The 26160-nt window shown below is 66.8% G+C and carries 22 protein-coding genes; 9 read left to right on the top strand and 13 right to left on the bottom strand.

Translation table 11 applies throughout. The features are described 5' to 3' along the window. Positions 1–3: 3 nt before the first annotated feature. Positions 4–1158: an iron-containing alcohol dehydrogenase gene (locus tag A7V84_RS04985; protein WP_063491640.1), complete on the top strand. Its 1155-nt coding sequence runs from the start codon at positions 4–6 to the stop codon at positions 1156–1158. On the opposite strand, the gene A7V84_RS04980 is transcribed toward A7V84_RS04985, so the two are convergent. Beyond that, complete coding sequence (locus tag A7V84_RS04980; protein ID WP_063491639.1) at positions 1152–1652, bottom strand: isochorismatase family protein; 501 nt, start codon at positions 1650–1652, stop codon at positions 1152–1154. The two genes, A7V84_RS04985 and A7V84_RS04980, sit on opposite strands and share 7 nt — an antisense overlap. A 35-nt stretch (positions 1653–1687) precedes the next feature. After that, positions 1688–2185, bottom strand: coding sequence for a GNAT family N-acetyltransferase (locus A7V84_RS04975; RefSeq protein WP_025515076.1), 498 nt, complete (start codon positions 2183–2185; stop codon positions 1688–1690). A 161-nt stretch (positions 2186–2346) separates the two neighbouring features. Between A7V84_RS04975 and A7V84_RS04970 the strand changes: the two genes are divergently transcribed. Genes A7V84_RS04970 through A7V84_RS04960 form a run of 3 tightly spaced genes read left to right on the top strand, consistent with a single transcriptional unit; the run spans position 2347 to position 6014 of the window. Further along, positions 2347–3672, top strand: coding sequence for an NAD(P)/FAD-dependent oxidoreductase (locus tag A7V84_RS04970; RefSeq protein ID WP_025515077.1), 1326 nt, complete (start codon positions 2347–2349; stop codon positions 3670–3672). A 42-nt stretch (positions 3673–3714) separates the two neighbouring features. Then, positions 3715–5043 (top strand): MFS transporter, encoded by a 1329-nt coding sequence (locus A7V84_RS04965; RefSeq protein WP_025515078.1) that lies wholly within the window; start codon positions 3715–3717, stop codon positions 5041–5043. Positions 5044–5096: 53 nt separating this feature from the next. After that, positions 5097–6014, top strand: a complete 918-nt coding sequence (locus tag A7V84_RS04960; protein WP_025515079.1) for a LysR substrate-binding domain-containing protein — start codon at positions 5097–5099, stop codon at positions 6012–6014. A gap of 12 nt (positions 6015–6026) precedes the next feature. Here the strand turns inward: A7V84_RS04960 and A7V84_RS04955 are convergent, their stop codons facing one another. From A7V84_RS04955 to A7V84_RS04925, 7 genes are all read right to left on the bottom strand, one after another. Then, positions 6027–7268, bottom strand: a complete 1242-nt coding sequence (locus A7V84_RS04955) for an Hsp70 family protein (protein ID WP_063491638.1) — start codon at positions 7266–7268, stop codon at positions 6027–6029. A gap of 86 nt (positions 7269–7354) precedes the next feature. Continuing rightward, the gene (locus tag A7V84_RS04950; protein WP_063491637.1) at positions 7355–8551 is read right to left on the bottom strand and encodes a M24 family metallopeptidase; all 1197 of its coding nucleotides are present in this window, start codon (positions 8549–8551) and stop codon (positions 7355–7357) included. 30 nt (positions 8552–8581) lie between these two features. Further along, positions 8582–9550 carry a tripartite tricarboxylate transporter substrate binding protein gene (locus A7V84_RS04945; RefSeq protein ID WP_063491636.1) on the bottom strand — a complete coding sequence of 323 codons (969 nt, stop codon included), beginning with the start codon at positions 9548–9550 and terminating at the stop codon, positions 8582–8584. A gap of 49 nt (positions 9551–9599) precedes the next feature. Next, positions 9600–10706 carry a PLP-dependent cysteine synthase family protein gene (locus A7V84_RS04940; protein WP_052125648.1) on the bottom strand — a complete coding sequence of 369 codons (1107 nt, stop codon included), beginning with the start codon at positions 10704–10706 and terminating at the stop codon, positions 9600–9602. Beyond that, complete coding sequence (locus tag A7V84_RS04935; protein WP_051348237.1) at positions 10703–11107, bottom strand: RidA family protein; 405 nt, start codon at positions 11105–11107, stop codon at positions 10703–10705. Before A7V84_RS04935 ends, A7V84_RS04940 begins: the two co-directional genes overlap by 4 nt. 61 nt (positions 11108–11168) lie before the next feature. Next, positions 11169–12128 carry a Bug family tripartite tricarboxylate transporter substrate binding protein gene (locus tag A7V84_RS04930; protein WP_025515085.1) on the bottom strand — a complete coding sequence of 320 codons (960 nt, stop codon included), beginning with the start codon at positions 12126–12128 and terminating at the stop codon, positions 11169–11171. 57 nt (positions 12129–12185) lie between these two features. Continuing rightward, the gene (locus A7V84_RS04925) at positions 12186–13232 is read right to left on the bottom strand and encodes a uroporphyrinogen decarboxylase family protein (protein WP_025515086.1); all 1047 of its coding nucleotides are present in this window, start codon (positions 13230–13232) and stop codon (positions 12186–12188) included. A gap of 117 nt (positions 13233–13349) precedes the next feature. On the opposite strand from A7V84_RS04925, the gene A7V84_RS04920 reads away from it, so the two are divergent. Beyond that, positions 13350–14270, top strand: a complete 921-nt coding sequence (locus A7V84_RS04920) for a LysR family transcriptional regulator (protein WP_025515087.1) — start codon at positions 13350–13352, stop codon at positions 14268–14270. Positions 14271–14279: 9 nt separating this feature from the next. Here the strand turns inward: A7V84_RS04920 and gcvA are convergent, their stop codons facing one another. Then, positions 14280–15197 (bottom strand): transcriptional regulator GcvA, encoded by a 918-nt coding sequence (gene gcvA / locus A7V84_RS04915; protein ID WP_025515088.1) that lies wholly within the window; start codon positions 15195–15197, stop codon positions 14280–14282. Between the two features lie 178 nt (positions 15198–15375). On the opposite strand from gcvA, the gene hglS reads away from it, so the two are divergent. From hglS to A7V84_RS04900, 3 genes are all read left to right on the top strand, one after another. Continuing rightward, positions 15376–16767, top strand: coding sequence for a 2-oxoadipate dioxygenase/decarboxylase HglS (gene hglS / locus A7V84_RS04910; protein WP_025515089.1), 1392 nt, complete (start codon positions 15376–15378; stop codon positions 16765–16767). A gap of 334 nt (positions 16768–17101) precedes the next feature. Beyond that, positions 17102–17305 carry a cold-shock protein gene (locus tag A7V84_RS04905; RefSeq protein ID WP_025515090.1) on the top strand — a complete coding sequence of 68 codons (204 nt, stop codon included), beginning with the start codon at positions 17102–17104 and terminating at the stop codon, positions 17303–17305. 275 nt (positions 17306–17580) lie between these two features. Continuing rightward, on the top strand, positions 17581–18516 hold the full coding sequence (locus tag A7V84_RS04900) for a 2-hydroxyacid dehydrogenase (protein ID WP_033534398.1): 936 nt from the start codon (positions 17581–17583) through the stop codon (positions 18514–18516). A gap of 34 nt (positions 18517–18550) precedes the next feature. Here A7V84_RS04900 and proP read toward each other — a convergent pair whose 3' ends face one another. The 3 genes from proP to A7V84_RS04885 form a co-directional block, all read right to left on the bottom strand. After that, complete coding sequence (gene proP / locus A7V84_RS04895) at positions 18551–20083, bottom strand: glycine betaine/L-proline transporter ProP (RefSeq protein WP_025515092.1); 1533 nt, start codon at positions 20081–20083, stop codon at positions 18551–18553. A 237-nt stretch (positions 20084–20320) separates the two neighbouring features. Next, entirely contained in the window at positions 20321–21427 is a 1107-nt protein-coding gene (locus A7V84_RS04890; RefSeq protein ID WP_025515093.1) for a porin, read from the bottom strand. Positions 21428–21849: 422 nt separating this feature from the next. Continuing rightward, positions 21850–22344: an Lrp/AsnC ligand binding domain-containing protein gene (locus A7V84_RS04885; protein WP_025515094.1), complete on the bottom strand. Its 495-nt coding sequence runs from the start codon at positions 22342–22344 to the stop codon at positions 21850–21852. A 107-nt stretch (positions 22345–22451) separates the two neighbouring features. Here A7V84_RS04885 and putA point away from each other — a divergent pair. Continuing rightward, on the top strand, positions 22452–26160 hold a 3709-nt coding region (putA, locus tag A7V84_RS04880; protein WP_063939973.1), incomplete at its 3' end, for a trifunctional transcriptional regulator/proline dehydrogenase/L-glutamate gamma-semialdehyde dehydrogenase.

The raw sequence follows: 26160 nt of genomic DNA, 5'->3' as shown, positions 1-26160 counted from the left end.
CCCATGTCTTCTTTTGCTTTCCAGACCGTTCCCCATCTCGTTGTCGAACCCGGGCTGGCCCGCCGCCTCGGCGAGCTGCTGCGCGAGCGCCATGCCGGTCGCCGCGCCGTGCTGGTCACCGATGGTTTTCTGCACCGCAGCGGTGTGCTCCAGCCGGCGCTGGACAGCCTGGCCGCGCATGGCTGGCAGACGCTGGTCATCGATGATGTGGTGGCCGATCCGCCCGAGGCCGTAGTCGAGGCGGCCGCGCAGCGTGCCCGTGCCTTTGCCGCCGACCTGGTGATCGGCTTCGGCGGCGGTTCGTCCATGGACGTGGCCAAGCTGGTGGCGGTGCTGTGCCAGGACGAGCAGGCGCTGTCGGCCATGTACGGCGTCAATCAGGTGCGCGTGGCGCGTCTGCCGCTGATCCAGGTGCCGACCACGGCGGGCACCGGATCGGAGGTCACGCCGATCTCCATCGTGACCACGGGCGCAACCACCAAGAGCGGCGTGGTCGCGCCCCAGCTCTATGCCGATGCCGCCTATCTGGATGCGGAGCTGACGGTCGGACTGCCTGCGGCGGCGACGGCTGCCACCGGGATCGACGCCATGGTCCATGCCATCGAGGCCTATACCAGCAAGCGCCTGAAGAATCCGCTGTCGGATCATCTGGCGGTGCTGGCTCTGCGGCTGCTCAGCGCGAATCTGCTGACCGCCTGCCGTGACGGCGCGAATCTGCAGGCGCGTTCGGACATGTTGCTGGGCGCCATGCTGGCTGGCCAGGCCTTTGCCAATGCCCCGGTGGGCGGCGTGCATGCGCTGGCCTATCCGGTGGGCGGCATCTTCCATGTGCCGCATGGCCTGTCCAATGCCCTGGTGCTGCCTGCCGTGCTGCGCTTTAACGCCCAGGCCGCCGCGCCGCTGTATGCCGAACTGGGCCAGGCCGTGGGTCTGCCGGCCAGCGCCGATGCCGACAGCGGCGCGGCCGCCTTCATCGCGTTTCTGGAGGACTTGATCCGCCAGGCGCAGCTGCCGCAAGGCCTGCGGGCGGTGGGCATCGGCCAGGAAGATCTGCCGGCCTTGGCGCGCTCGGCCATGCAGCAGCAACGCCTGCTGATGAACAACCCCTTGCCGATCGACGAGGTCCAGGCCCTGGCGATCTATCAGGCTGCCTACTGAGCGTAGGAGGCAGGCGGGCCGTCCAGGGCCTGAAGCACCTCGATTGAGGTGGTGGTGTGGCCGAAGTGATGCTGCCACAGGCGCACGCCCAGCTGGCCCGAGCGGTCCAGCGAAGAGCCGACGGTGAGGTCGCGCAGCAGCGTGGGCATGAGGCCGGCATCGAACAGCGCAAAGCCGGCAGCCAGAACACAGGTGTCGGCCTGGATGCCGCATACCAGCACGCGCTGGGGAGCCTGGTCCTTGAGGTACTCGATCAGGGACGGGGGCGGCGCGTAGCCATGCTTGATGAACACGCGTGCAGCCTGGACCAGGCTGTGGTCGTCGGTCGCCGGCGTCCAGCCCAGCTGGCGGGCAAAGGGCGTGACGCGTTCATCGTGTTGCTCGACGGTGGCCACGGCGGGGATCCGGCTGGCCAGGGTTTCGATGCCGCGCAATAGCCAGTGTGGCGGCGAGAAGGTGGGTTGCACATCAATGATCAGCAGGATCTGGCGCATGTCGGACCTCGATCGGGATGCCGGGTGCGGCGGGCTCAGGCCTTCAGGGCCTGGGTCTGTGCGGCGAAGCGTTGCAGCGCGTCGCCTTCGAAACGGAAGTATTGCTTGTCCTCGATGAGCGCTGCTCCCAACGACTGATAGAACGTCCCGGCCCGCGGATTGGATCGTTCGGCCGTCCAGTCCAGCCGTGAGCATCCTTGCGCCAGGGCCGCCTCGGCGATGAAGCGCATCAGGGCCCGGCCGGCGCCCAGGCCGCGCGCCCGGTGCGAGACGAACAGTTCCTTCATGTAGGCCTGGCCGGTGCGCCGGGGGCCGGGATGCATCAAGGTGAAGCTGGCGAACCCCACCAGGGTGTCCGCTTGGCGTGCGGCGATGATGCGCATGCCGGAGTCCGGCGACAGCACGCGTTCGCGCAGATAGAGCAGCATCTCCCGGGGGCTGACGCAGCCCGCGCCGAAATAGTATTCCTCCATTTCAACGAACAGGCTGGTGAGGGCCTGGGCGTGCGCGATGCTGCATCGTTCGATCTTCATGGCTTGGGACGGTTCCTGTTCGAGGTGGAGGCATGGCGCCGGACAGCAGCCAGGCCGCTGCCGGCGTGATATGCCATTTTGGCATTTCGCCATGCCATTAATTCGCTGGTTCCCGCGCGATCGCTTCACTAGAGTACGCCCCATCCAACACGGGGTACCCCATGCAATCGATTCGTCACCTGCCCCAGCTCGACGGTGAGCTGGGTTGGTTCGAGACCGCGCCCAACCGAGACCGGGTGCTGGGCGCGCCGCTGAAGTCTTCGCAGCGCTTTGATGTCGTCATCATCGGCGCCGGTTTCACTGGCCTGGCGGTGGCGCACCGTCTGGCCGAGCTGGAGCCCGGCGTGACGATCGCGGTGGTCGACGCCTTGAAGGTCGGCCAGGGCACGTCGGGGCGCAATGCCGGATTCATCATCGACCTGCCGCACAACCTGGATGCGGGCGCGCCCGATGTGGCCTACAACCAGGCGCTCTACCGGCTCAACTGCTTTGCCATCGAACGGCTGCGGCACATGCGCGATCAGTTCGCCATCGATTGCCTGTGGCATGACGCGGGCAAGTACATGACCGCCCATGAAACTGCCAACCTGGGTGGCCTGACGGCGTTCACCGCCATCCTGGATGCCTGCGGCTTCGCCTATGAGTCCCTGGCCGGCGAGGCGCTGGCGCGGCGTCTGGGCACCGCCTATTACCAGCAGGCGGTGTATACGCCGGGCAATGTGCTGATGAACCCGTCGGCGCTGGTGCGCGGCGTGGCGGCAGGTCTGTCGGGCAAGGCGACGCTGTTCGAGGACAGCCCGGTGGTGGCGGTGGAGTCGTCGTCGCGCGGGCATCGGATCCGGACGGTGGGCGGCGAGCTGCATGCCGAGCGGCTGGTGCACGCGACCAATTCGTTTGCCGAGGAGTTCGGGGTGGTCAGGCAGCGGCTGGCGCCGGTATTTACCTATGGCAGCCTGACCGATCCTTTGACGGAAGCCCAGTATGAGTCCTGTTTTTCCGGGGTGCGGCCCTGGGGGTTGACCTCGGCGCACCCTGCGGGAACCACCGTGCGCCTGACGCCGGACCGGCGCATCCTGATACGCAACACCCTGGATTTCAATCCGTCTCTGGGCAGCCACGCCAGCCAGCGCGCCGAGGCCTGGCGCCAGCATCGCCGTTCGTTCGAGGCGCGTTTCCCGAGCCTGGCTTCGGTAGCGTTCCGGCATACCTGGGGCGGCATGTTGTGCATGACGCGCAACCACGAGTCGGTGTTCCAGCGCGTGGATGCGCGCACCTATGTGGTGAGCGGCTGCAATGGCGTGGGCGTGGCCAAGGGCAGTTACCTGGGCTATTACCTGGCCGACCTGATGGCGGGCCACGACAGCGAGACCCTGCAGTTCATCCGGCAGCACAACCAGGCGGCCTGGATCCCGCCCGACCCCCTGCGCGCCCTGGCAGCGCGCTGGCGTCTGCGCCGCGAGTCGGCCCAGGCCGGCGGCGACATCTAGGCGCCTGGCCGGCGCATCGTCAAAACAAAAAAGGAGGCAACCATGACACAACGCAGCAGTTCTCTCGAAGAAGCGCCCCTCAACGGCTTTCATAAGCGGCTGGCCCTGTACTCGGCCGGCGGCCCCTTCCTGGATGGCTATGTGCTGTCCATCATCGGCATCGCGCTCATTCAGGCCACGCCGGCCTTGCAGCTGTCCAGTCTGTGGCAGGGCCTGATCGCGGCCTCGGCGCTGATCGGCATTTTCTTCGGCGGCTTTCTGGGCGGCTGGTTCACCGATCTGTATGGCCGCAAGGTGCTCTACACCCTGGACCTGGTGGCCATCATCGGGTTCTCGGCCGCGCAATTCTGGGTGGACTCGGCCTGGATGCTGTTCGTGTGGCGTCTGTTGATCGGCGTGGCGGTGGGGGCGGACTATCCGATAGCCACGTCCCTGCTGACCGAGTTCCTGCCGCGCAAGTACCGGGGCCCGCTGGTCGGCGGTCTGATCATGATGTGGTTCGTCGGCGCGGCGGCCGCCTACATCGTGGGCGAGCTGCTGATCGGCACCGGTCCGCACGCCTGGCGCTGGATGCTGGCCAGTGCGGTGGTGCCGGGGGTGCTGTTCCTGTTCCTGCGCTATGGTTCGCCCGAGTCGCCGCGCTGGCTGCTCAGCAAGGGCCGCAAGGCCGAGGCCGATGCGGTCATCAAACGGGTTTACGGGCCGCAGTATTCGCTCAAGGACCTGCCCGAACAGCAGGCCGAGCGCTCGGTGTCGGTCGGCCAGCTGTTTCATTCCGGTTACGGCAGGCGCATGTGGTTCATCACCATCTTCTGGACCTGCTCGATCGTGCCCTTGTTTGCGGTCTATGCGTTCGCGCCCAAGATCCTGGAAGCCTTGAAACTCACCGGCCCGCTGGAGAACTTCGGCTCGGCCGCCATCACGGTGCTGTTCTTCGTGGGTTGCGTGGTTGCGATGTGGCTGGTCAACCCGATGGGCCGGCGAAATCTGCTGATCCACAGTTTTCTGTGGTCGGGCGTGGCCCTGTTGCTGCTGGGCCTGTTCCCGCAGGCGTCCTCGACCGTGACGTTCGTGTTCTTCAGCGCCTATGCCTTGTTCATCGGCGGTACGCAGATCCTGCAGTTCGTCTACCCCAACGAGTTGTTTCCCACCGAGATCCGCGCCTCGGCCGTCGGCCTGGCCTCGTCGCTCAGCCGTATCGGCGCGGCCGTTGGCACGTATCTGGTGCCGATCTCGCTCGACAGCCTGGGGATCGCCAACACCATGTATATCGCGGCGGCGATCACCCTGGTCGGTGCGCTGGCCTCCTGGCGGCTGGCCCCGGAAACCGGCGCCATGGACCTGGGCGAAGCTGCTAAAGTCGGAACGTGATTCCCGCGCGCGGGGGCATCGTGCCCCCCGCCGCGTCTTCGGTTCCGGATACTGTGAAGCTGTTCAATCGTTTGCCTCCCATTCATGCGCTGGCCGTCTTTCACGCGGTGGCCCGCCTGGGCAGCTTCACCCTGGCCGCGCAACAGCTGCACGTGACCCAGAGCGCCGTCAGCAAGCAGATCCGCAGCCTCGAAGAGCAGCTGGGCATGGCGCTGTTTCGCCGCAAGAGCCGGGGCGTGGCCCTGACCGCACAGGGAGAGCTGCTGGTGGCCAGCGCCGAACGGGTGCTCGAAGATCTGCAGCACACCATCCAGCAAGCCCGCAGCCTGGGGCGAGATGCGGTGGTGCGCATCGTCTGCACCGAGGCGGTGGCGCATTACTGGCTCGCGCCGCGTCTGTCGCAGCTGGCGGCGTTTCAGCCCGGCCTGAAGGTCAATGTCTTCACGACCAATGACATCGATCTCCTCGACATGGACGACTATGATTTCGGCATTCTGTATGGCGACGGGCGGTGGCCGCAGCTGTACAGCCATGAACTGTTCGCCGAAGTGGTCTATCCGGTCTGCCATGTCGATTATCCGGTCGACGAGATCCACACGCCGGCCGATCTGTTGCGCCACCGGCTCATCCAGCTCAATCCGGAGATCTGGAAGTGGGCGACCTGGAAGGATTGGCTGAGCCATTTCGGGGTCGCCTACCAGCCCGGCGAAGAACTGATTTCCTATAACCAGGCCACGCTCGCCATTGCGGCCGCGCTCAACAAGCAGGGTATCGCCCTGGGGTGGGAGTTCATGCTGGGCGATCTCTTGCGCAACGGCCTGATACGCAAGGCGGCTGATTTCAAGCTGGTCTCGGGTCGCAGCGATTATCTGGTCTATCGCCAGGATGAGCCGTTGTCGCCGCCGGCGGCCTTGTTCCGGGATTGGCTGCTGGCCGGGCAAGCGCGCGCGGCGGCTTCGCGCGAGGGCTAGGCGCGGTGCGCCTCAGCCGAATTTGCGCCGGGCGTCCAGCGCCAGGCCGGTGCCGATGCTGCCGAACAGGTCGCCCTCGACGCTGCGCGCCTCGGGCAGCAGCGCCGAGATCCGCTCGCGCAGACAGGGTACGCGGCTGGAGCCGCCGGTAAAGAACAGGGTATCGACGCGGCTGACGCCGGCCTGTTGAAGCAGCTTGGCCACGGTGGCCTGGATGCGTTCGATCAGGCCGTCCATGGCGAGGTCGAAGGCGGGTCGTTCTATGCCGGCCGCCAGGCCGGGGGCGATGCGCGACAGGTCGATACAGGTCGCCGGCGCTTCGGACAGGGCGATCTTGGCCTGCTCGACCTGGATGGCGACCCAGTGGCCCTCGCGGTTCTTGATCAGTTTCATCAGGTGGCCGATCTTGTCGCGCTCCAGCGCCTGGGCCTGGATGAAGGCGAAGGTCTCGGCCGCCTTGCGCGTGTAGGCCTGGTTGATGGTGTGCCAGCATGCCAGGTTGGTGTATTGCGTGGAGGGCACGTCCTTGCCGGTCTTCAATTGGCCGCCCAGACCGAACAGCGGCATCACGTGCGCCAGGCTCAGTTGCTTGTCGAAGTCGGTGCCGCCGATGTGCACGCCGCCGTGCGCCAGAATGTCGTCGCGGCGGTCGTCCCGCAGGGCGCGTTGCGGCCCCAGCCGGATCAGCGAGAAGTCGGAAGTGCCGCCGCCGATATCGATCACCAGCACCAGTTCCTCGCGCTCGATCTGCGACTCGTAGTCAAAGGCCGCCGCCATCGGCTCGTACTGGAAGTCGATCTCGCGCAGGCCGACGGCGCGCGCAATCTCGCCCAGGGTATCCTGGGCCAGCTGGTCGGCCTTGGGGTCATCGTCGACAAAAAATACCGGGCGGCCCAGCACCGCCGCCTCGAATCCGCATCCGGCGGCGTGTTCGGCGCGCGCCTTGAGTTCGCCGATGAAGCGCGTGAGCAGCGTCTTGAAGGGCAAGGCGCGGCCGGCCACCTCGGTGTGGCCTTCCATGAGCGAGCTGCCCAGCAGGCTTTTCATGGAGCGCATCAGGCGTCCGTCATAGCCCGCCACATAGTCGGCGATGGCGGCGCGGCCAAAGCTGACTTCGTTGTCTTCGTCGTGAAAGAAGATGGCCGACGGCAGGGTCGGCTTGCCGTCTTCCAGGGTGAGCAGGACGTCCTGTCCCGGGCGCATCCAGCCCACGGTGGAGTTGGAGGTGCCGAAGTCGATGCCGCAGGCAGTCATGGCGAACCAGGGAAAAAATGGCGCACCAGTGTAGCGCAGCCCGATGACACGGCGGCCCTGCTGCCGCCGTGCGGACCCCGGGGCGCCTAGCGCGGTACGGCGAGGAAGTCGCGCGGCGTGGTGGTGAGGAACTCGAAGCCGTCTTCGGTGATGAGCAGCGTATCCGAGTGCTGCAAACCGCCCCACTCCGGCACCCGGATGTTGGGTTCGAAGGTGATCAGCATGCCGGGCTCCAGCACTTCGGTCGAACGGGAATCCAGCGACGGATGTTCGTGCGCGCCCAGGCCCAGGCCATGCCCGATGCGTCCGGGCACGTACCGCTCCAGCCCGAGACGGATGTATTCCTGTCGGGCCAGTTGGTAGAGTTGCGCGCCGGTCACGCCCGGGCTGATATGCGGCTGCACCTTGGCGCGGATCTCCAGGATGGCGTCATAGGCGGCCTGCCGTTCGGCCGGCAGCGTGCCGACGGCGACCGAGCGCTCGTTCTCGGCGTGGACGCCGTTGCAGTTGGCCCAGATGAGGATCATCGCGATCTCGCCGGGTTGCGGCACGCGCAGCGACGGGTTGTCGGTGTTGATCAGCACGCGCTCGCCGGTCAGGCACCAGCACCACAGACCGTTGTGCACGCCGCCTTCCAGACTGCCGAAGTCGCACACCTCGATGTCCGGATACTGCTCCAGCCAGACGCGGTTCATCTCGTTTTGCGCCGCCACGGCCACACCGCGTTCGCTGGCCCCGCCGGCCAGGGCGCGGATGGCCGCGTCCATGCCGGCGTCGGCCAGGTGGGCTGCGATGCGGGCGTCGCGGATCTGCTGCGCATCCTTGACGAGTCGGGCATGCTGGACGATGTCGCTGACATCCTTCAGGCGCGCGTTGGGGAACCGTGCCTGGAAGGTCGCCAGCAGGTTGGCGGGCAGCCAGTCGCCCTCAAAGCCGATGGTGGCCTCGGCTACCCCCTTTTCCTTGAGGATTTCCTGCAGCGCGTCCAGCCAGTTCGGGCCCATGGTGACCTTGGTGGACCAGGCGCCATACAGGCGGATGTCCTCGACCCAGGCCGAGGCGCGCGCGTGGTCATCGCGCAGGGCGTGCACCAGGATGCAGGAGGCCCCCTCGGCGGGGACCACGGCGATCACCGGGTGGCTGTAGATGATGGGGTTGAAGCCGGAGAGAAAGAAGCTGTTCTCCGGCTTCATGGAAATAAGCACATCCACGCCGGCCTGGGCGAGCCGGGCCTGGATGGTACGCACGCGCGGCGGCACGGTGCAGGGCGAAAGAGATGTCATGGCGGGGTCCTGAGTAAAGAGAGGCTGGCGTCACTGGACGGAAATGCCGGCGCGGGTGAGGAGGTTTTGCCAGTCCTGGATTTCCTGGTCGACGAAGCGCTGGGCATCGGCCGGCGAGGTGCCTGCGGTGTCGATGCCGATGGCATTCAGGCGCGTCTTGACCGCGTCGTCACCGATGGCCTCGTTGATGGCCTGGCTGAGCTTTTGCGTGATGTCGGCCGGCGTGCCGCTGGGCACCGAGAAGGCGAACCAGTTCGAGCCGATCATGTCGGGCACGCCTGCCTCGGGGGCGCTGGGCACGTCGGGCAGCACGGCGCTGCGCTGTGCGCTGGTGACCATCAGCGCCTTGAGCTTGCCGGTCTTGATGAACTCCAGCGTCGAGGCGATGGCGGGAAAGGCCATCTGCACTTCATTGGCCATCAGCGCCTGGATGGCCGAGCTGCCGCCTTTGTAGGGGATGTGCATAAGCCGCGTGCCGGTCAGCGACTGGAACCACTCGCCGGCCAGATGCGTCGAGGAGCCGCTGCCGGCCGAGCCGTAATTCAGGGTGCCGGGCTTGGCGCGGGTATCGGCGACGAATTGCGCCACCGAGGTGTATTGCGAGTCGGCCGGGGTGACCATCACGAAGGGCGATTTCGCCGCGATGCTCAGGTGCGTGAAATCCTTCTTCGGATCGAAGGGCAGTTTGGGCAGGACTGCGCCGGCCATCGAGAAACCGGTTTCGGTGGCCAGCAGCGTGTAGCCGTCGGGCGCCGAACGGGCAACGAAGTTCCAGCCGATCACGCCGCTGGCGCCGGGCCGGTTTTCCACGATGACGGACTGGCCGAGCGACTGGGCCAGTTTCTGGCCCACGGTGCGCGCCACGATGTCGGCCGTGCCGCCCGGGGCGTAGGGCACGACCAGGCGGATTGCGCGGTTGGGGTAGTCGGCGGTTTGCGCAAGGGCGTTGCCGCCGCTCAGGGCCAGGGCCGCCAGGGCGGCCGGGATCAAGGTTTTCATGGTTGTCTCCCCCTTGTCTGTCTCGGGATTGGGCGAAAAATGATAGCGCTCAGGCGTGGCCGGACAAAGGCGTTCCGTGATCCAGGAAGGCCTCGATGCGTGCTCGCCAGGGCGCCAGATCCAGGCGCTGGGCTGCAATCCAGGCCGGGTTGTAATAGGTCGACTCGTAGCGGTCGCCGCTGTCGCAGATGACCGACACCAGCGCGCCGCCCTCGCCCTGCTGCATCATCTGGTCGGCAATGACGAGCAGGCCGAAGAAATTCGTGCCCGTGGAGCCGCCGACACGACGGAACAGGCGGTCGGACAGCACATGGGCGGCGGCGATGGACGCGGCGTCCGGGATGCGCAGCATGTGGTCGATCACATGGGGCATGAAAGAGGGCTCCACGCGCGGGCGGCCAATGCCTTCGATGCGGCTGCCGGCTGCCGTCACGCTGCGGTTGCCCTGCGCCCAGGCGTCATAGAACGCGGAATTCTCGACGTCGACCACGCACAGGCGCGTCGCGAGGTTGCGGTAGCGGATGTAGCGGCCGATGGTGGCCGAGGTGCCGCCGGTGCCGGCACTCATCACGACCCAGGCAGGCACCTGGTGGTCCTCATACTGCAGCTGCTCGAAGATGCTCTGCGCGATGTTGTTGTTGCCGCGCCAGTCGGTGGCGCGTTCGGCGTTGGTGAACTGATCCAGGTAGTGCCCGCCTGCCTCGTCGGCCAGGCGCTGCGCCACGGCATAGACTTCGCCGGCATGGTCCACGAAATGGCAGCGCCCGCCGAAGCGCTCGATCGCAGCGATCTTCTGGCCGCTGGTCGAGCGCGGCATGACCGCGATGAAGGGCAGTTGCAGCAGGTGTGCGAAGTAGGCTTCGGAGACCGCCGTCGATCCCGAGGAGGCCTCGACCAGGGTCGTGCCGGGGCCGATGTGGCCATTGCAGATGCCGTACAGAAACAGCGAGCGGGCCAGGCGATGCTTGAGGCTGCCGGTGGGATGGGTGCTTTCATCCTTGAGGTAGACGCTGATGCCTTTCAGGCCGGGCAGCATGGGCTTGACCAGATGGGTGTCGGCCGAGCGGCGGGCATCGCCCTGCAGCAACTCCAGGGCCTGGCGCACCCAGGCGCGATCCTTGCAGGCGGCAGCGGGCAGCGCGGGAAAGTTCATCATGCCGGGACTCCGGTATACAGCGTGGCGTCGATTTCGACCTGGGCGTCCATGGGCAGGGCCGAGACGGCGAAGGTGGTGCGCGCCGGATAGGGCGCCGTGAAGAAGGCGGCATAGGCGGCGTTGAGCTCGGCCAGGCGCGACAGGTCGCGCAGCAGCACCGTGGTCTTGACCGTACGGCTCAGATCGCTGCCGGCGGCCCGGGCCAGGGTCGCGAGGTTGCGCAGGCACTGCTGCAACTGTTCGACCGGGTCTTGGGAGACGAGGCGGCCCGTGGCCGGGTCGATGGGCAGTTGCCCGGAAATGAAGAGCAGATCCGGGGTCTGGATCGCGTGCGAGTAGGGGCCTTTGGACGGCGCGCCGGGCGGCGCGATGGCCGTCAGGCCGGAGGGGGCTGCAGTCATGGGATGAAAAGCAATAAGGTGAAGAGAAAGTGCCCGGCCCGGGGCGGCCCCGGGCCGGTATTCATTGGGCGCCGAGGTCGGGGGCGCGTGCCACTACCGCCTTCCAGCGGGCATCGTCGCGAGCGATGGTCTGGCCCAGTGTGTCGTGGTCGCCGCAACGGGCCGTGGCTTCCAGCTCGGCCAGGAAGCGGCCGGTGTCGGCGGTCCGGCAGATATTGGCAATGGCCTGGCCGAGTTGCGCCAGCAGTTCGGGCGAGGTGGCGCGCGGGGCCATGACCCCGACCCAGATCGGCACGTCCAGCGCCGCGTCGCCCGTGGTCTGTGCGACGGTGAGCGTGCCGTCGGCCGTTTTCGAGAAGGTCGCCAACAGCCGCAGCTTGCCGGTGCGCACCATCGGGGCCAGCGAGGCCGTACTGGTGAAGATGGCGTTGACCTGATCGCCCAGCAGGTCGACCAGCGCGGGGCCGGCGCCGCGATAGGGGATATGCAGCAGACGGGCGCCGGTTTTCTGGCTCAGCAGCTCCGCCGCCAGATTGGATACCGTGCCGTGGCCGGTCGAGGCATAGGACAGCGTGCCCGGCTCGCGCCTGGCCGCATCGAGCAGGTCCTGCAGAGTCTGGATGGGGCTGTCGGCCTTCACGCCGATGGCCATCGGCGTGTCGGCGATCAGCGCCACCGGGGCGAGGTCGCGTTCGACGTTGTAGGGCAGCTTCTTCAGGATGTGCGGCGCGATGGTGATTGCGCCGCCGGTGGCCAGCAGCAAGGTGCGGCCGTCGCCCTTGGCGCGGGCCACCTCGCTGGTGGCGATGACTCCGCCGGCGCCGCCATCGTTCTTGACGACCACGGGCGTGCCCAGTTCGGTGGCAAGGTGCTTGGCGAAGAAGCGGCCCATCGCGTCCTGCGAGCCGCCCGGCGGGAACGGCACGATCAGCGTGATGGGCTCGGCCGCCTGCACGTTCAGGGTGGCGCCGGCCAGGGCGAGGCAGGCAATGGCCCGGATGCTGCGAATGAAGCGACGCATGTTGCGAAGTCCTTTTCTATCCCTTGGGGGTCTGACGAGTTTTCTTGTTGTGTGGGCTCAGAGTGCGGCGGCCAGTGCGGCGGGCTGCCCGGCGTCATGCGCGGACGGCGTGCCATGGGAAGCCCTGATTTCGTCGCGGATGGCGTGCAGCGTCTGCGGCTTGAAGCCGGCGCGGATGGTGCAGCTGGGCGCGAAGATGATGTCGCCGCGGCCACCCACGGCGGCGTGGTTGCTGCGGATCTGCTGGCGGATGGCCGGCACGTCGTTGGCGGTCACGGAGCGGCGATCGATGCCGCCCAGGATGCATTTGCCGGAGGTCAGCATGCCGCTGAGCGCGCTCGGGAAGGTTTCCGAGTCATGCCAGTTGATGGCATCCACCGGATAGTCCTGCAGCTCGCGAAAGCGGATGTTCTCGCCGTGGATATGCAGCACGTTGAAGCGGCCGTCGCGTGCGCCGGCCAGCGCCTCGATGTCGTAGGGCGCGACATACTCGCTGAAGTCGTCGTAGCTGAGGAGGTGGCGGCCGGTGTCCTGATGGGCGAAGAACACGCCGTCGGCGCCGGCGGCGATGGCGCTCTGGGCATAGCGCGCCACCGTGCGCGAAATGCGTTGCAGCGCGGCGTGGATGCCCTGGGTGTTGCGCTTTTCGGCGATCTGGCCGTGGATGCGGCCGTGGCTGAGCTTGGCGGCGATGGTCATTGGGCTGAACAGCGTGAACACCAGCGGCACGTCCGGCAGCGCGCGGCGTACCTGCGTCATCGACCGCAGCTCGCGCGCCAGCGCGCCCTGCAGGCAGTCCAGTTCTGGCAGCGCATCCCAGTCGGCGGCGCTTTGGTAGGGGGTGCTCACCAGGCGGGCCGTGCCGCCCTGGCTGACCTGCGAGTAATCGACCTCCACGCCATAGTCCTCGATGGCGTACATGCCATTGGGCGCGGTCTTGACCAGATCCAGGTCGAAGGTCTGCTGCAGCGCGATGGTAGCCTCGGCCAGCGAATCGGCGTCCATGTCCCGGTCGGGAAAGTGCGTCCAGAAAGAGAACAGCGGATGCCCCTTCAGGCGGGAGGCAAAGACATTCTGCGTGGCGGCGCGGTAGGTGACGTGCATGTTCTGAACCTTGATGGAAGCGGGATTGCTGGAACGATAGATAAGGTTCAGATATATGGAAAATATTATATTAAGATGGCCTCTATCGTAGATTGCGATGGCTAAAAAGGAGGGGTCATGCGCTTGGATCAGTTGCGGCTTTTTTTGCGGGCCGTCGAAGAAGGCAGCATTTCTGCGGCCGCGCGCAAATCCCACCTGGCCCAGCCGGCCTTCTCGGCGCATATCCGGGCGCTTGAGGAAAGCCTGGGCGCCCGCTTGTTCGAGCGCAGCACCAAGGGCGTGACGCTCACGCCGGCCGGAGAGCGCCTGCACGACGGCGCGCGCTCGTTGTTGCGTCACGTCGAGCAGGTGCGCGCCGAGACGGTCAGCGAGGGGCGCGACATTGCCGGCGAAGTGCGGCTGGTGCTGGCCGCCTCGATGGCGCCGCTGCTGGCCGGGCAGCTGTACTGGGGCGTGCGCGAGGCCCATCCCGGGATCAAGCTGGTGATCCGCGATCTGTTGCGGGTCGAGAGCGAGACGCTGGTGACCTCGCGCCAGGTGGATTTCGGCCTGCTGCCCAACGTGGCCACCTGGGTCGGTGCCGCCAGCGAGCCGGTAATCGCTCAGGAGCTGTATCTGGTCGGCCGGGAACTGCCGCCGGGCGTCGGCCCGGATGTGCCGTTCAGCCAGCTGGCGAAGTTTCCGCTGGTCGTCGGAGGGCGCAGAAACCAGCTGCGCATCGATCTGGAAAACACCGCCGCCCGCGAGGGTTACCGCATCAACGTCGCCATCGAGCAGGATTCGCTATCGGTGTTTCGCAGCATCGTGATGGCCGGCCCGGTCTACACCGTGGTGCCGTATTCGGCCTTCAGCGTCGAGATCGAGGCCGGTCTGCTGCAGGCAGCGCGCATCGTAGAGCCGCGCATCGAACGCAGCTTGTCCTTTGTCTGGCATGAGTTCTCGGCCCTGTCGGTGCCGGCGCGCGCCACCATGGATCTGCTGCGCAGCCAGATCGAGCGCCTGATCCAGCGCGGCGCCCTGCGCGGCCATCTGCTCTGAGCGCCAGGGTCAGGCCGGCCCGGCTCCGGTGAAGTCGCGCGCCGCGCCTTCCAGCCAGCGGCGAAAGGCCTGCAGGGGCGGATAGTCGGCCCGGCTGCTGGGCCAGGCCAGGTAATAGCGTTCGGCGCTTTCCATGTCCGGCAGATCCGGAAAGGCGCACACCAGATCGCCCTGGTGCAATTCGCGTGCGATCAGAAAGCGCGGCAGCAGGGCTACGCCGATCCCGGCCACGGCGGCCTGGGCGGCGACGGCAAACTGGTCGAACACCATGCCCGAACCCCGCAGCGCCGGCACGCCCGATTGAGCCAGCCACTGGCGCCAGGCATCGGGACGCGAAGCCAGGTGCAGCAAGGGGGCCTTGAGCAGGTCGCGCGGCTCGCGAAAACCGAACTGCGCCAGCAAGGCGGGACTGCAGGCCGGCACGACCGTCTCGCTCATCAGAAAGCTCAGATCGGCGCCGGGCCATTGCGGCGCGCCGAAGTGGATGGCGGCATCGACCGCCTCGTGTTTGAAGTCGAACTGGGCCAGCCGGGTGGTGAGGCTGATGGTGATGCCAGGGTGGTTGTCGAGAAACTCGGGCAGGCGTGGCGCCAGCCAGCGGGTGCCGAAGGTCGGCAGGATGGCCAGGGTCAGGCCGCCACCCTGCGGGTTGGTGCTGAAGGACAGCGTGGCCGACGAGATGCGGGTGAGCGCTTCGCGGATTTCCAGGACATAGGCCTGTCCGGCCGGACTCAGGCGTACCGTCTGGCGTTCGCGGATGAACAGCGCCGCGCCCAGCTGATCTTCCAGTGCGCGGATCTGCCGGCTGACGGCGCTCTGGGTCAGGTGCAGCTCGGCAGCGGCGGCGCTGAAGCTGGCGTGGCGGGCGGCCGCTTCGAAGGCGCACAACAGTGACATCGGAGGCAGGAAACGCCGTGACAAAGACATGTTGGGAGATCCTGGTTCTCGCCCCTGGTCATTCTGAATCGGAATGACTTAGGGGTCGAATCGTCGCTTGCCCAGAGTCGGCATGGGTAATTAGTATACCGAGACAGAATTACCTGCTTCTTTTTCGCCCGGTTCAAGCCGGGCTTCCGCTACGGTTTCCCTATCCTTGCCCACTGATATGTCGTCCTCCTGTTCCTCCTCCGCCTTTGTTTCGACCAACGAGATCCGTCACCGCTTCTCCAGCGCCATGTCCGAGATGTACCGCCTGGAGGTACCGCAGTACGGCACGCTCGTGGATCTGGTGGCCGATATCAACGCCCAGGTGCTGCAGGAAGATGCGGCGCTGCGCGCCGCCATGCAGGAAGCCGGCGAGATCGAGCGCCTGGGCGTGGAGCGCCACGGCGCCATCCGTGTCGGCACCGCTGCCGAGTTGTCGACCATGCGCCGCCTGTTTGCCGTCATGGGCATGGAGCCGGTGGGCTATTACGACCTGTCGGTGGCCGGGGTGCCGGTGCATTCGACCGCGTTCCGCCCGGTGTCCGACGAGGCTCTGCTGGCCAATCCTTTCCGCGTGTTTACGTCGCTGCTGCGCCTGGAACTGATCGCCGATCCGGAGCTGCGCGCCAAGGCGCAGGCCATCCTGGCCAAGCGCAATATCTTCACGGAAGGCGCGCTCGCGCTGATCGCGCAGTTTGAGTCGGCCGGTGGCCTGACCAGCGAGCAGGCCGACGAATTCGTGCGCCAGGCCTTGGAGACCTTCCGCTGGCACAGCGAGGCCACCGTCGATGCCGAAACCTATGCCGCGCTGCTCAAGGCCCATCGCCTGATCTCGGATGTGGTGTGCTTCCGTGGCCCGCACATCAACCACCTCACCCCGCGCACCCTCGATATCGACGCGGCCCAGCAGGCGATGCCGCAGCGTGGCATCGCCGCCAAGGACGTGGTCGAAGGCCCGCCGCGTCGCGCCTGCCCCATCCTGCTGCGCCAGACCAGCTTCAAGGCGCTGGAAGAGAAGATCCGCTTTGCCGACGACACCGGCGCCGGGGCGCACACCGCCCGTTTCGGCGAGATCGAACAGCGTGGCGTGGCCCTCACCCGCAAGGGCCGTGCGCTCTATGACACCCTGCTGGCCAAGGTGCGCAGCATGGATAGCGCCGGCAGCGCCGCGCCCGACTACGAAGCCCGTCTGGCGGCCGCCTTCGGCGACTTCCCCGATACCCACGACGCGCTGCGCCGCGAAGGGCTGGCCTTCTACCGCTATAGCCTGACGCCGCAGGGCGAAGCCAAGCGCGGCCAGTTGGGCGCGCCGGCCGAGGCCGACCTGGATGCCCTGATCTCCCAGGGTCTGGTGCGCGCCGACGCCATCATCTACGAAGACTTCCTGCCGGTCAGCGCGGCCGGGATCTTCCAGTCCAACCTGGGCGGCCAGGAACAGAAGCAATACGAAGCCAACGCCGCACAGCAGGCCTTCGAGGCTGACCTGGGCGCCTCGGTGCACGACGAGATCGCGCTCTATGCCGACGCCCAGCAGCGCTCGATCGAGCAGGTGCTGGCTCAGCTCAAGGGCTGATCGCACAGCCTGACTGGCGCGCGCCTTGCCGCGCGCCCCGCTTGCCACCCCCGTCGGCCTGCCCTGGCTGCCGGGGGTTTTTCATGGCCGGCGAAAGCGGCAATAGCAAGGGTGTCGCGCGCTTGCCAACTGGTGATATCCCCAGGGGGAAATCCGGCGTCAGAATTGAAAAAATACTTGACTGGCAAGGTCTTGCCGCAGCACAGTACACACGGCTAATCAAGCATCGTGATAATTGTTCCGTTTTGCGTATCCCAACGCCTGTGTCGAGATTCCTTTCCTTGATCAGCCTCTCTACTCGGGGAGAGGTGTCCCCGTACCCAAGGAATGACGAATGAAAACAGGTATTGTGAAGTGGTTCAATGACGAAAAGGGTTTTGGTTTCATCGTGCCGGAAGACGGCGGCCCCGATCTGTTCGCCCACTTCTCCGAGATCCAGGGCAGCGGCCGCAAGACGCTGGTCGAGCAGCAACGCGTGAGCTATGTGCCCGGCCAAGGTCCCAAGGGCCCGATGGCAACCAAGATCACCCCGCTGTAACAGGCGCGGCAGGCCCCTGGCCTGCAAGGTCTTGAAAAAACCGCAAGGTGCCGCCTTGCGGTTTTTTTTATGCCCGGCGCACTGCGCCTGCGCAATTTCCCGGCCCTCCATACAGGAGCCAGCGTGATGCCGATGCCCGGACGGCAGCGGCACCGACGGTTGCGGCGCGGCATGACAGTCCCCGATGAAAAGCCTATAGTCGTGCGCCCTTGCTGCCTGCCCGGGCAGGCGGCGTTTCCCTTCTTTATCCGGAACCGATGTCGGTTTTGTCTGCCATGCCCATTCCCTTGCTCGTGCTCTGCCCGCTGGCCGAGGCCCAACTCGAATCCCTGTCGCCGGCCTATGCCGTCGCGTATGCGATCACGCCGCAGACCCGGCGTGCGGCCATCGAGGCGCAGGGTGGGCAGTTCCGCGCCGTGCTGACCAACGGCGGCTCGGGCCTGACGGCCGACGAGATCGCACAGCTGCCGGCGCTGGAACTGGTGGCCTCGCTCGGGGTGGGTTACGAAGGCATCGATGTCGCGGCAGCGCGGGCGCGCGGCGTGATCGTCACCCACGGACGCGGCGCCAACGATGAGTGCGTGGCGGATCACGCGATGGGCGTGGTGATCGCCTGCCTGCGCGAGTTCCGCAAGCTCGACCGGTGCACCCGAGAGGGTATCTGGCGCACGGACATTTCCTTGCCGGCGCATGTCTCGGGCAAGCGTCTGGGCATCCTGGGCATGGGGGCGATCGGTGACAAGCTGGCCGCCCGCGCAGCGGCCTTCCGCATGCCGGTCGGCTATCACAACCGGCGCCCCAAGGCCGCAGCGCCGCAGCGCTACTTCGACTCGCTGCTGGCGCTGGCCGAATGGAGCGACGTGCTGGTCTGCGCGGCGCCCGGGGGCGCCGCCACGCATCACCTGGTGGACGCCCGGGTGCTGCGCGCCCTGGGTGCGCAGGGCTACCTGATCAATGTCGGACGCGGCAGCGTGGTCGATACCGAGGCGCTTGCCCAGGCGCTTGCCGAGGGCGTGATCGCCGGCGCCGGCATCGACGTCTATGAAAGCGAACCCCGGCCGCCGGCAGCGCTCATCGGGCTGGACAATGTGCTGCTCAGCCCCCACGTGGCGGGCTGGTCACCGGAATCGGTGGCCGCGCAGTTCCGTATCTTCATGGAGAACCTCGACGGCTATTTCTCCGGGCGGGGCCCGGTGACCCCGGTGCCGTAAGCGCCGGCCCTCGCGGGCCGGCAGCAGGCGTCTCTCAGTTGATGTGCGGGTGCCGGTCGGCCAGGCGCTGGCGGCGCTGGCGCAAGGCTTCGAGCTGGCTTTCCAGTTCGGCGATCTCGGCCTCGACGTCATTGAGGTTTTCCTCGATGTGCTCGTAGGCCTGTTGCAGCAGTGCGCGGGCCTCCTGGCGGTTGGAGGCGTTGGGCGTGTCGCCGCGCATCGGGCGGTTGGCGGTCTCGGGCAGGAAGAAAGACGTCACCAGGCCGACAACGGCGGCGATCATGAGGTAATAGGCCGGCATCAGCAGGTTGCCGGTGTCTTCGACCAGCCAGGCGGCCGCCGTGGGGGTCAGGCCGGCGATGATGATGGCGACGTTGAACGAGCCCGCCAGCGCGCTGTAACGGATGCGCGTGGGAAACAGCGCCGGCAGCGTGGAGGCCATGACGCCAGTCAGGCAGTTCAGCAGCACCGCCAGCATCAGCAGGCCAAGGAAGATCAGCCCGGTGTTGTCGCTGCCGATGAAATGAAAGGCCGGAATGGCGGCGACCAGCAGGCCCACGCTGCCCACCAGCAGGAAGGGCTTGCGCCCGATCTTGTCGCTGAAGAACCCCACCACAGGCTGCACGAAGAGCATGCCTATCATCACCACCACGATGATCAGCACGCCGTGTTCTTCGGAGTAGCCCAGGCTGCTCGACAGATAGGTCGGCAGGTAGGTCAGCAGCATGTAGTAGGTGATGTTGGTCACCAGCACCATGCCGATGCAGATCATCAGCGGCTTGCGGTACTTGGAGAAGATTTCGCGAAAAGAGATGCTGGGCCGTTCCTGGATGGCGTCGCGGTCTTCCTTTTCCATGCGCTCCAGCTGCTGGGTGAAGGCCGGGGTTTCCTCGGCAGCATGGCGCAGATACAAGCCCAGCAGGCCCAGCGGGCCGGCCACGAAGAATGGCACGCGCCAGCCCCAGTCCAGGAAGGTCTGTTCGCCGAGAATGGTCTGCAGCAGCACCACCAGGCCGGCGCCCAGCACGAAGCCGGCGATCGAGCCGAAGTCCAGCCAGCTGCCCAGGAAGCCGCGCTGCCGGTCCGGCGCATACTCGGCCACGAAGATGGCCGCGCCGGTGTATTCACCGCCGACCGAGAATCCCTGCGCCAGCTTGCACAGCAGAAGCAGGATGGGCGCCCACAGGCCGATGGCGGCATAGGAGGGGATCAGGCCGATGCAGAAGGTGCTGATGGCCATGATGATGATGGTCAGCGACAGCACCTTCTGGCGTCCGAAGCGGTCGCCCATGACGCCGAAGAAAAGCCCTCCCAGCGGACGGACCAGGAAGGGCACCGAGAAGGTGCCCAGCGCGGCGATGGTCTGGACGGCGGGCGATGCGTCGGGGAAGAAGACCTTGCCCAACGCATAGGCGACAAAGCCATAGACGCCGAAGTCGAACCACTCCATGGCGTTGCCCAGGGCAGCGGCCGTGACGGCTTTTTTCAGCTTGGTGTTGTCGATGACGGTGATGTCTGCGATCTGCAGGGGCCGGGCAGGCGATGACTCGGAGAGCGGCGGTGTCATGACATGAATTCCGGTTGGCAAGACTTGCGGTTGGAAGCAAAGACAGGACTCGGAAACGCATCTGGCCGGACATTGGCGCGTCCGGCTCACTATCGCAAACAGATTGCCCGCAATTGGCGGGGCCGTCAACGCCGCCAATAGCGGCGCGCGTTGACGGTGGCGGCCGGCCACACGATGCGGCGGGGGAACTGCATGAAGGGGGCGCGCTGGGCGCCCGTGCAGACCGGCCGGGTCGGCTTAGAAGCGGTGGCGCAAGCCGACGCCCATCGCGGTGCTCTTGAGACCGTCGACGAAGGCATAGTCCTTGGCGTAGGAGCCGTAGGCGTACACGTTGGTGCGCTTGGACAGATCGTAGGTATAGCCCAGGCTGAAGACATTCATGGTGTCATCGTTGCCGTTCAGGCGCTTGTTGGACGGATCGACACGCTGCCACGAGCCGAACAGGCTCGATGCGCCGCTGAGCGGCACGGTGGCGCCGACCATGTAGGCGTTGGCCTTGAAGCCGTCGGCAAAGCGGTAGGAGCCGAACTCGTTGCTGTAGGGCGTGCCGCTATCCAGATCCTGCCCGACGAACCAGCCGTCGGTAGTGCGGCCGTAGGCGGCGGCGACCTTGACGACTTCGAAGTCGTAGGTGGCGCCGATGGCGTACTGGCGCGGGGTCGCACCCTTGTCCACGCTGGAGCGGCTGGCGCCGTTGAGCTGATCATAGGTCAGCGTCACGTTCAGGGGGCCGCTCAGGTAACGCACGCCGGCGGTGATGCCGCGCGTGTTGTCAGCCGTGCGGAAACCCGAGTGCGAGGCGTCTTCGCTGTCGACATTGAACGAGTAGCCGACGCCCAGTTCGATGCCGTTGACCGAAGGCGTACGGTACATCACCATGTTGTCCCAGCGCATGGTGTTGGCGGCGCTGAAGCCGGTGCCCATGTTGGCCTGGCCATAGCTGGTGTAGAACGGGTCGATGTCGGCCAGGTAGTTGGAGCCGACGGTGGCCTGACGGCCGAATTCCAGCGAACCCCAGGCGTCGTTGGCCACGCCGATGGTGGCCTGGCGGCCGAACAGGCGTCCGCCCTGTGCGCTGTTGCCGTTGCCCGAATCAAAGCCGCTTTCCAGCGTGAAGATGGCGCGCAGGCCATCGCCCAGTTCGTCGCTGCCGCGCAGGCCCCAGCGTGAGCCGGCCTGAACGCCGTTGATCATGCTGACACGGCTGCCGCTGTAGTCGGGACCCTTGATCTTGTTGTAGCCGATGCCGGTGTCGATGACACCATAGAGCGTGACCGACGTTTCTGCCTGGGCAATGCCGGCCAGGGACAAGCCCAGAGCCGTTGCGAGCAACGTCTTTTTCATCCTGGATTCTCCGTACTGAGAAAAGTTGGGGAAAGCCCCGGCGCCGGAGGGCGCCGGAAAAACAAAAGGGAACCACGCATCCGAATCAGCCGCATCGGTTGGGGGTTCCCGTCACGCAGTGTAGGCAATGTGGCAGCAGGTGCGTACCCGGCGTTTTCAATTAGTGGCACTTTGCGATGTCTGGAAACGCTATTTTCAGACGTAATGAACGGGGCGCTGCAGCTAGGCCTTCAGGCCCGCAGGACGCGCCGTAGCAATGCATTCCGGCGACCAGGGCGGGGCTCAGACTTGCCTGCCCCAAGCCGCAAATGACGCCCTCCGGCAAATCGGTGTGCTCGGTCGATTTCGTGGGGAACACACAACATGGCCTGGGTTTGCGCGGCGGCCGGATGCCGCTGTCTCCCCGCAACCGCTGCTCTGGCTCAGTCGAGCACGCGACCGGGGCGGATATCGAGGCGCATCGAGTCTTTGACTTCTTCCATGACGGCGAAGGTGCGGGTCTCGCGGATGCCGGGTAATTCCCACAGCACCCGGCCGGCAAACTCGCGATAGGCTTCCATGTCGTGGTGGCGCGTCTTGAGCAGGTAGTCGAAGCCGCCGGCCACCATGTGGCATTCCATGATTTCCGGGCGCACTGCGATGGCGGCCTTGAATTCGTTGAAGACGTTGGGGGTGGTGCGGTCCAGCAGCACCTCGACGAAGACCAGCAGGCCGGCGCGCAGCTTGCGGGGGTTCAGGCGGGCTTCGTAGCCGAGGATGTATTGCTCGCGCGTCAGGCGCTGCACGCGCGCCAGTACGGCAGTCGGGGACAGCGAGACGGCTTCGGCGAGCTTGGTGTTGGGCAGGCGGCCATCGCGTTGCAGCAGGTCGAGAATCTGCACGTCGATGCGGTCCAGGCCGTGATCGCTGTCTTCCATGGTGAACTTTCCTCCATCAGGGTCACGAAATATAGCAAATAATTCGTCTGATATTTGGGGATCATTGTCATTGATTCCATAACCTGTGCCTTCCGACGCTTCCTGCCATGTCCAGCCTGCCTTTGTCTGCCGCCTGCCCGCCCTTTTCCGCCATCACGCCCCTGCCGGCGCGTACGGCCTTGCGCGAGGCGATCACCCGTGCCTGGCGTCTGCCCGAGCCGGCCATCCTGCCTGCGCTGGTGCAGGCGGCGACCTTGCCGCCGGAGATGGCGCAGCGCTGCCGCCGGCTGGCGCTGCAGGTGGTGCGTGGCCTGCGCGAGCGCAAGGGCGCCGCCGGCAAGGCCGGTCTGGTGCAGGGCCTGTTGCAGGAGTTCTCGCTGTCGTCGCAGGAGGGCGTGGCCCTCATGTGTCTGGCCGAGGCGTTGCTGCGCATTCCGGATACCGCCACGCGCGATGCCCTGATCCGCGACAAGATCCGCGACGGCGACTGGAAGGCCCACCTCGGCCAGAGTCCGTCGATGTTCGTCAACGCGGCGGCCTGGGGCCTGATGGTGACCGGCAAGCTGGTCGCCACGCACAGCGAACGCGGCCTGAGTTCGGCCCTGGGCCGGTTGCTGGCGCGCGGCGGCGAGCCGTTGATCCGCAAGGGCGTGGATGTCGCCATGCGCATGATGGGCGAGCAGTTCGTCACCGGCGAGACCATCCAGAAGGCGCTGGCGCATGCCGCAGCGCTGGAGCAGCGCGGTTTTCGCTACTCTTATGACATGCTGGGCGAGGCGGCCCTGACCGAGGCCGATGCCCGACGTTATCTGGCCGACTACGAGAGCGCCATTCATGCCATAGGACAGGCCGCGGCGGGCCGTGGCGTCTACGAAGGGCCGGGCATCTCGATCAAACTGTCGGCCCTGCACCCGCGTTACAGCCGCGCGCAGGTGGACCGGGTGCAGGCCGAGCTGTACCCCATCCTGCTGGGGCTGGCGCGTCTGGCGCGGCGCTACGACATCGGCCTGAACATCGATGCCGAAGAGGCCGACCGCCTGGAGCTGTCGCTGGATCTGCTGGAGCGCCTGTGCTTCGAGCCGGATCTGGCGGGCTGGCAGGGCATCGGCTTTGTGATCCAGGGTTATCAGAAGCGCTGCCCGGCGGTGATCGACTACCTCATCGACCTGGCACAGCGCAGCGGGCGTCGCCTGATGATCCGCCTGGTCAAGGGGGCTTATTGGGACAGCGAAATCAAGCGTGCCCAGCTCGATGGCATGGACGACTATCCCGTCTACACGCGCAAGCCTTATACCGACATTGCCTATATCGCCTGCGCCCGCAAACTGCTGGCCGCCCCGAAGGAGATCTATCCGCAGTTCGCCACCCACAATGCGCAGACGCTGGCGACCCTCTACGAATTGGCCGGCCCCGCGGACTATCAGCCCGGGCAGTACGAATTCCAGTGCCTGCACGGCATGGGCGAAGCCCTGTACGAGCAGGTGGTCGGCAGCGGTCCGGACAAGCTGGGGCGACCGTGCCGCATCTATGCGCCGGTGGGCACGCATGAAACCTTGCTGGCCTACCTGGTGCGCCGCCTGCTCGAAAATGGCGCCAACACCTCGTTCGTGAATCGCGTGGCCGATCACGATATTTCGCTCGAGACGCTGGTGGAGGATCCGGTGCAGCAGGTGCAGGAGTGGGCTGCCCGCGAAGGCGAGCTGGGCCGCTCGCACCCGGGCATCCCGCTGCCGGCCGCGCTTTATGGCGCGGCGCGCAGCAATTCGCGGGGCCTGGATCTGGCCAGCGACGCCGCGCTGGCGCAATTGGCGCAGCAATTGCAGGCCGGGGCCCAAGCCGCGCAGGCCGGGCCGATGCTGGCGTTCGAGGCCGAGCCGGCCAGCCGCGAGCCGGTGCTCAACCCCGCCGATGCGGCCGATGTCGTGGGCAGCCTGGGGCGCATCACGCCTGAGCAGCTGGACCAGGCCATCGAGGCCGCCAGCACCTTTGCGCCCACCTGGGCGGCCGTGGCGCCCGGCGCACGCGCAGCGGCTTTGCAGCGCGGCGCCGACCTGATGGAGGCCGACACGCCTCGTCTCATCGGATTGCTGGTGCGTGAGGCGGGCAAGACCTACGCCAACGCCGTGGCCGAGATCCGCGAGGCCGTGGACTTCCTGCGTTATTACGCGGCCCAGGTCAGCGCCACCTTCGATAACGCCACCCACCGACCGCTGGGGCCGGTGACCTGCATCAGCCCCTGGAACTTCCCGCTGGCGATCTTCACCGGCCAGGTGGCCGCGGCGCTGGCGGCTGGCAATACCGTGCTGGCCAAGCCGGCCGAGCAGACCAGTCTGGTCGCCGCGCAGGCGGTCGGCTTGTTGTGGCAGGCGGGTGTGCCGCGGGCAGCTTTGCAGCTGGTCCCCGGGCGGGGGCGCGAGGTGGGCCCCTTCTTGACCGGCGATGCCCGCGTCCAGGGCGTCATGTTCACCGGTTCTACCGAGGTTGCACGCGAGCTGCAGGGCGTGCTGGCCCAGCGCTTGTCCGCGCACGGCGGCCCGGTGCCGCTGGTGGCCGAGACGGGCGGCCAGAACGCCATGATCGTGGACTCGTCGGCGCTGGCCGAGCAGGTGGTCCAGGACGTGGTGATGTCGGCCTTCGACAGCGCCGGGCAGCGCTGCTCGGCCCTGCGCGTGCTGTGTGTGCAGGAGGACGTCGCCGATCGCCTGACGACCATGCTCAAGGGAGCCATGGCGCAGTTGCGCCTGGGCAATCCCATGCAGCTGGACAATGATGTCGGGCCGGTCATCGATGCGCGTGCGCGCGACACCATCGAGCGCCACATCGAGGCGATGCGGGCCAAGGGCCGCGTAGTGCATCAGCTTTCCTGGGGCGGCGCTGCGGCGCGCGAACCGGTGCTGGCGCAAGGCACGTATGTGCCGCCCACCCTGATAGAAATCGGCTCCCTGAGCGAACTGACCCGCGAAGTCTTCGGCCCGGTGCTGCATCTGCTGCGCTACCGCCGCGACCAGCTCGATGAGGTGCTGGCGCAGGTGCAGGCCACCGGCTATGGCCTGACCATGGGACTGCATACCCGCATCGATGACACCATCGAGCGTGTCGCGGCGCAGGCCTGCGTGGGCAATCTGTATGTCAATCGAAATATGGTGGGGGCGGTGGTGGGCGTGCAGCCCTTTGGTGGCGAAGGGTTGTCCGGCACCGGGCCCAAGGCCGGCGGCCCGCTCTATCTCTATCGCCTGCTGGCCAGCCGTCCGGATGCGGCGCTGGCGCAGCCCTTCGGCGTGCAGTCATCCGAGGCCGATGCGCCCGATGTCGCCCTGCCGCTCCTGCAGCAATGGTGCGACGCGCGTGGGCAGGCGTTCGTCGCGCCGGCGCCGTTCTTTGCGCGCAGCTCGCATGTGCTGGCCGGACCGACCGGCGAGAGCAACGTCTACAAAGTGCTGCCGCGCGCGGCGGTGCTGTGCCGCGCCGACAGCGAGGCGGGCCTGCTGACGCAGCTGGCGGCGGTGCTGGCCGTGGGGTCGCGGGCGGTCTGGGATGGACGCGATGCCGTGGCTGGCGCCTTGCACCGGGCCTTGCCCGAGGCGCTGCGCGCCCGTGTGACGCTCACGCAGGATGTCCTGCGCGCGCCGCTGGAGGCCGCCCTATACCAAGGCGAGCAAGCCGGCTTGCTGGCCCTGCTGCAGGCGCTGGCGGCGCGTCCCGGCACCATTGTGCCGGTGACTGCGGTGGCAGCCGGGCAGGCGGTGCCACAGGAGCGGTTGGTGCTCGAGCGCGCCATCAGCACCAACACGGCGGCCGCAGGCGGCAATGCCAGTC

The sequence above is a fragment of the Bordetella trematum genome (genome assembly GCF_900078335.1).
Lineage (GTDB): Bacteria > Pseudomonadota > Gammaproteobacteria > Burkholderiales > Burkholderiaceae_B > Bordetella > Bordetella trematum.
Note: the sequence above shows the minus strand (reverse complement) of the source record. Positions and strands in the feature narration are given on the sequence as shown.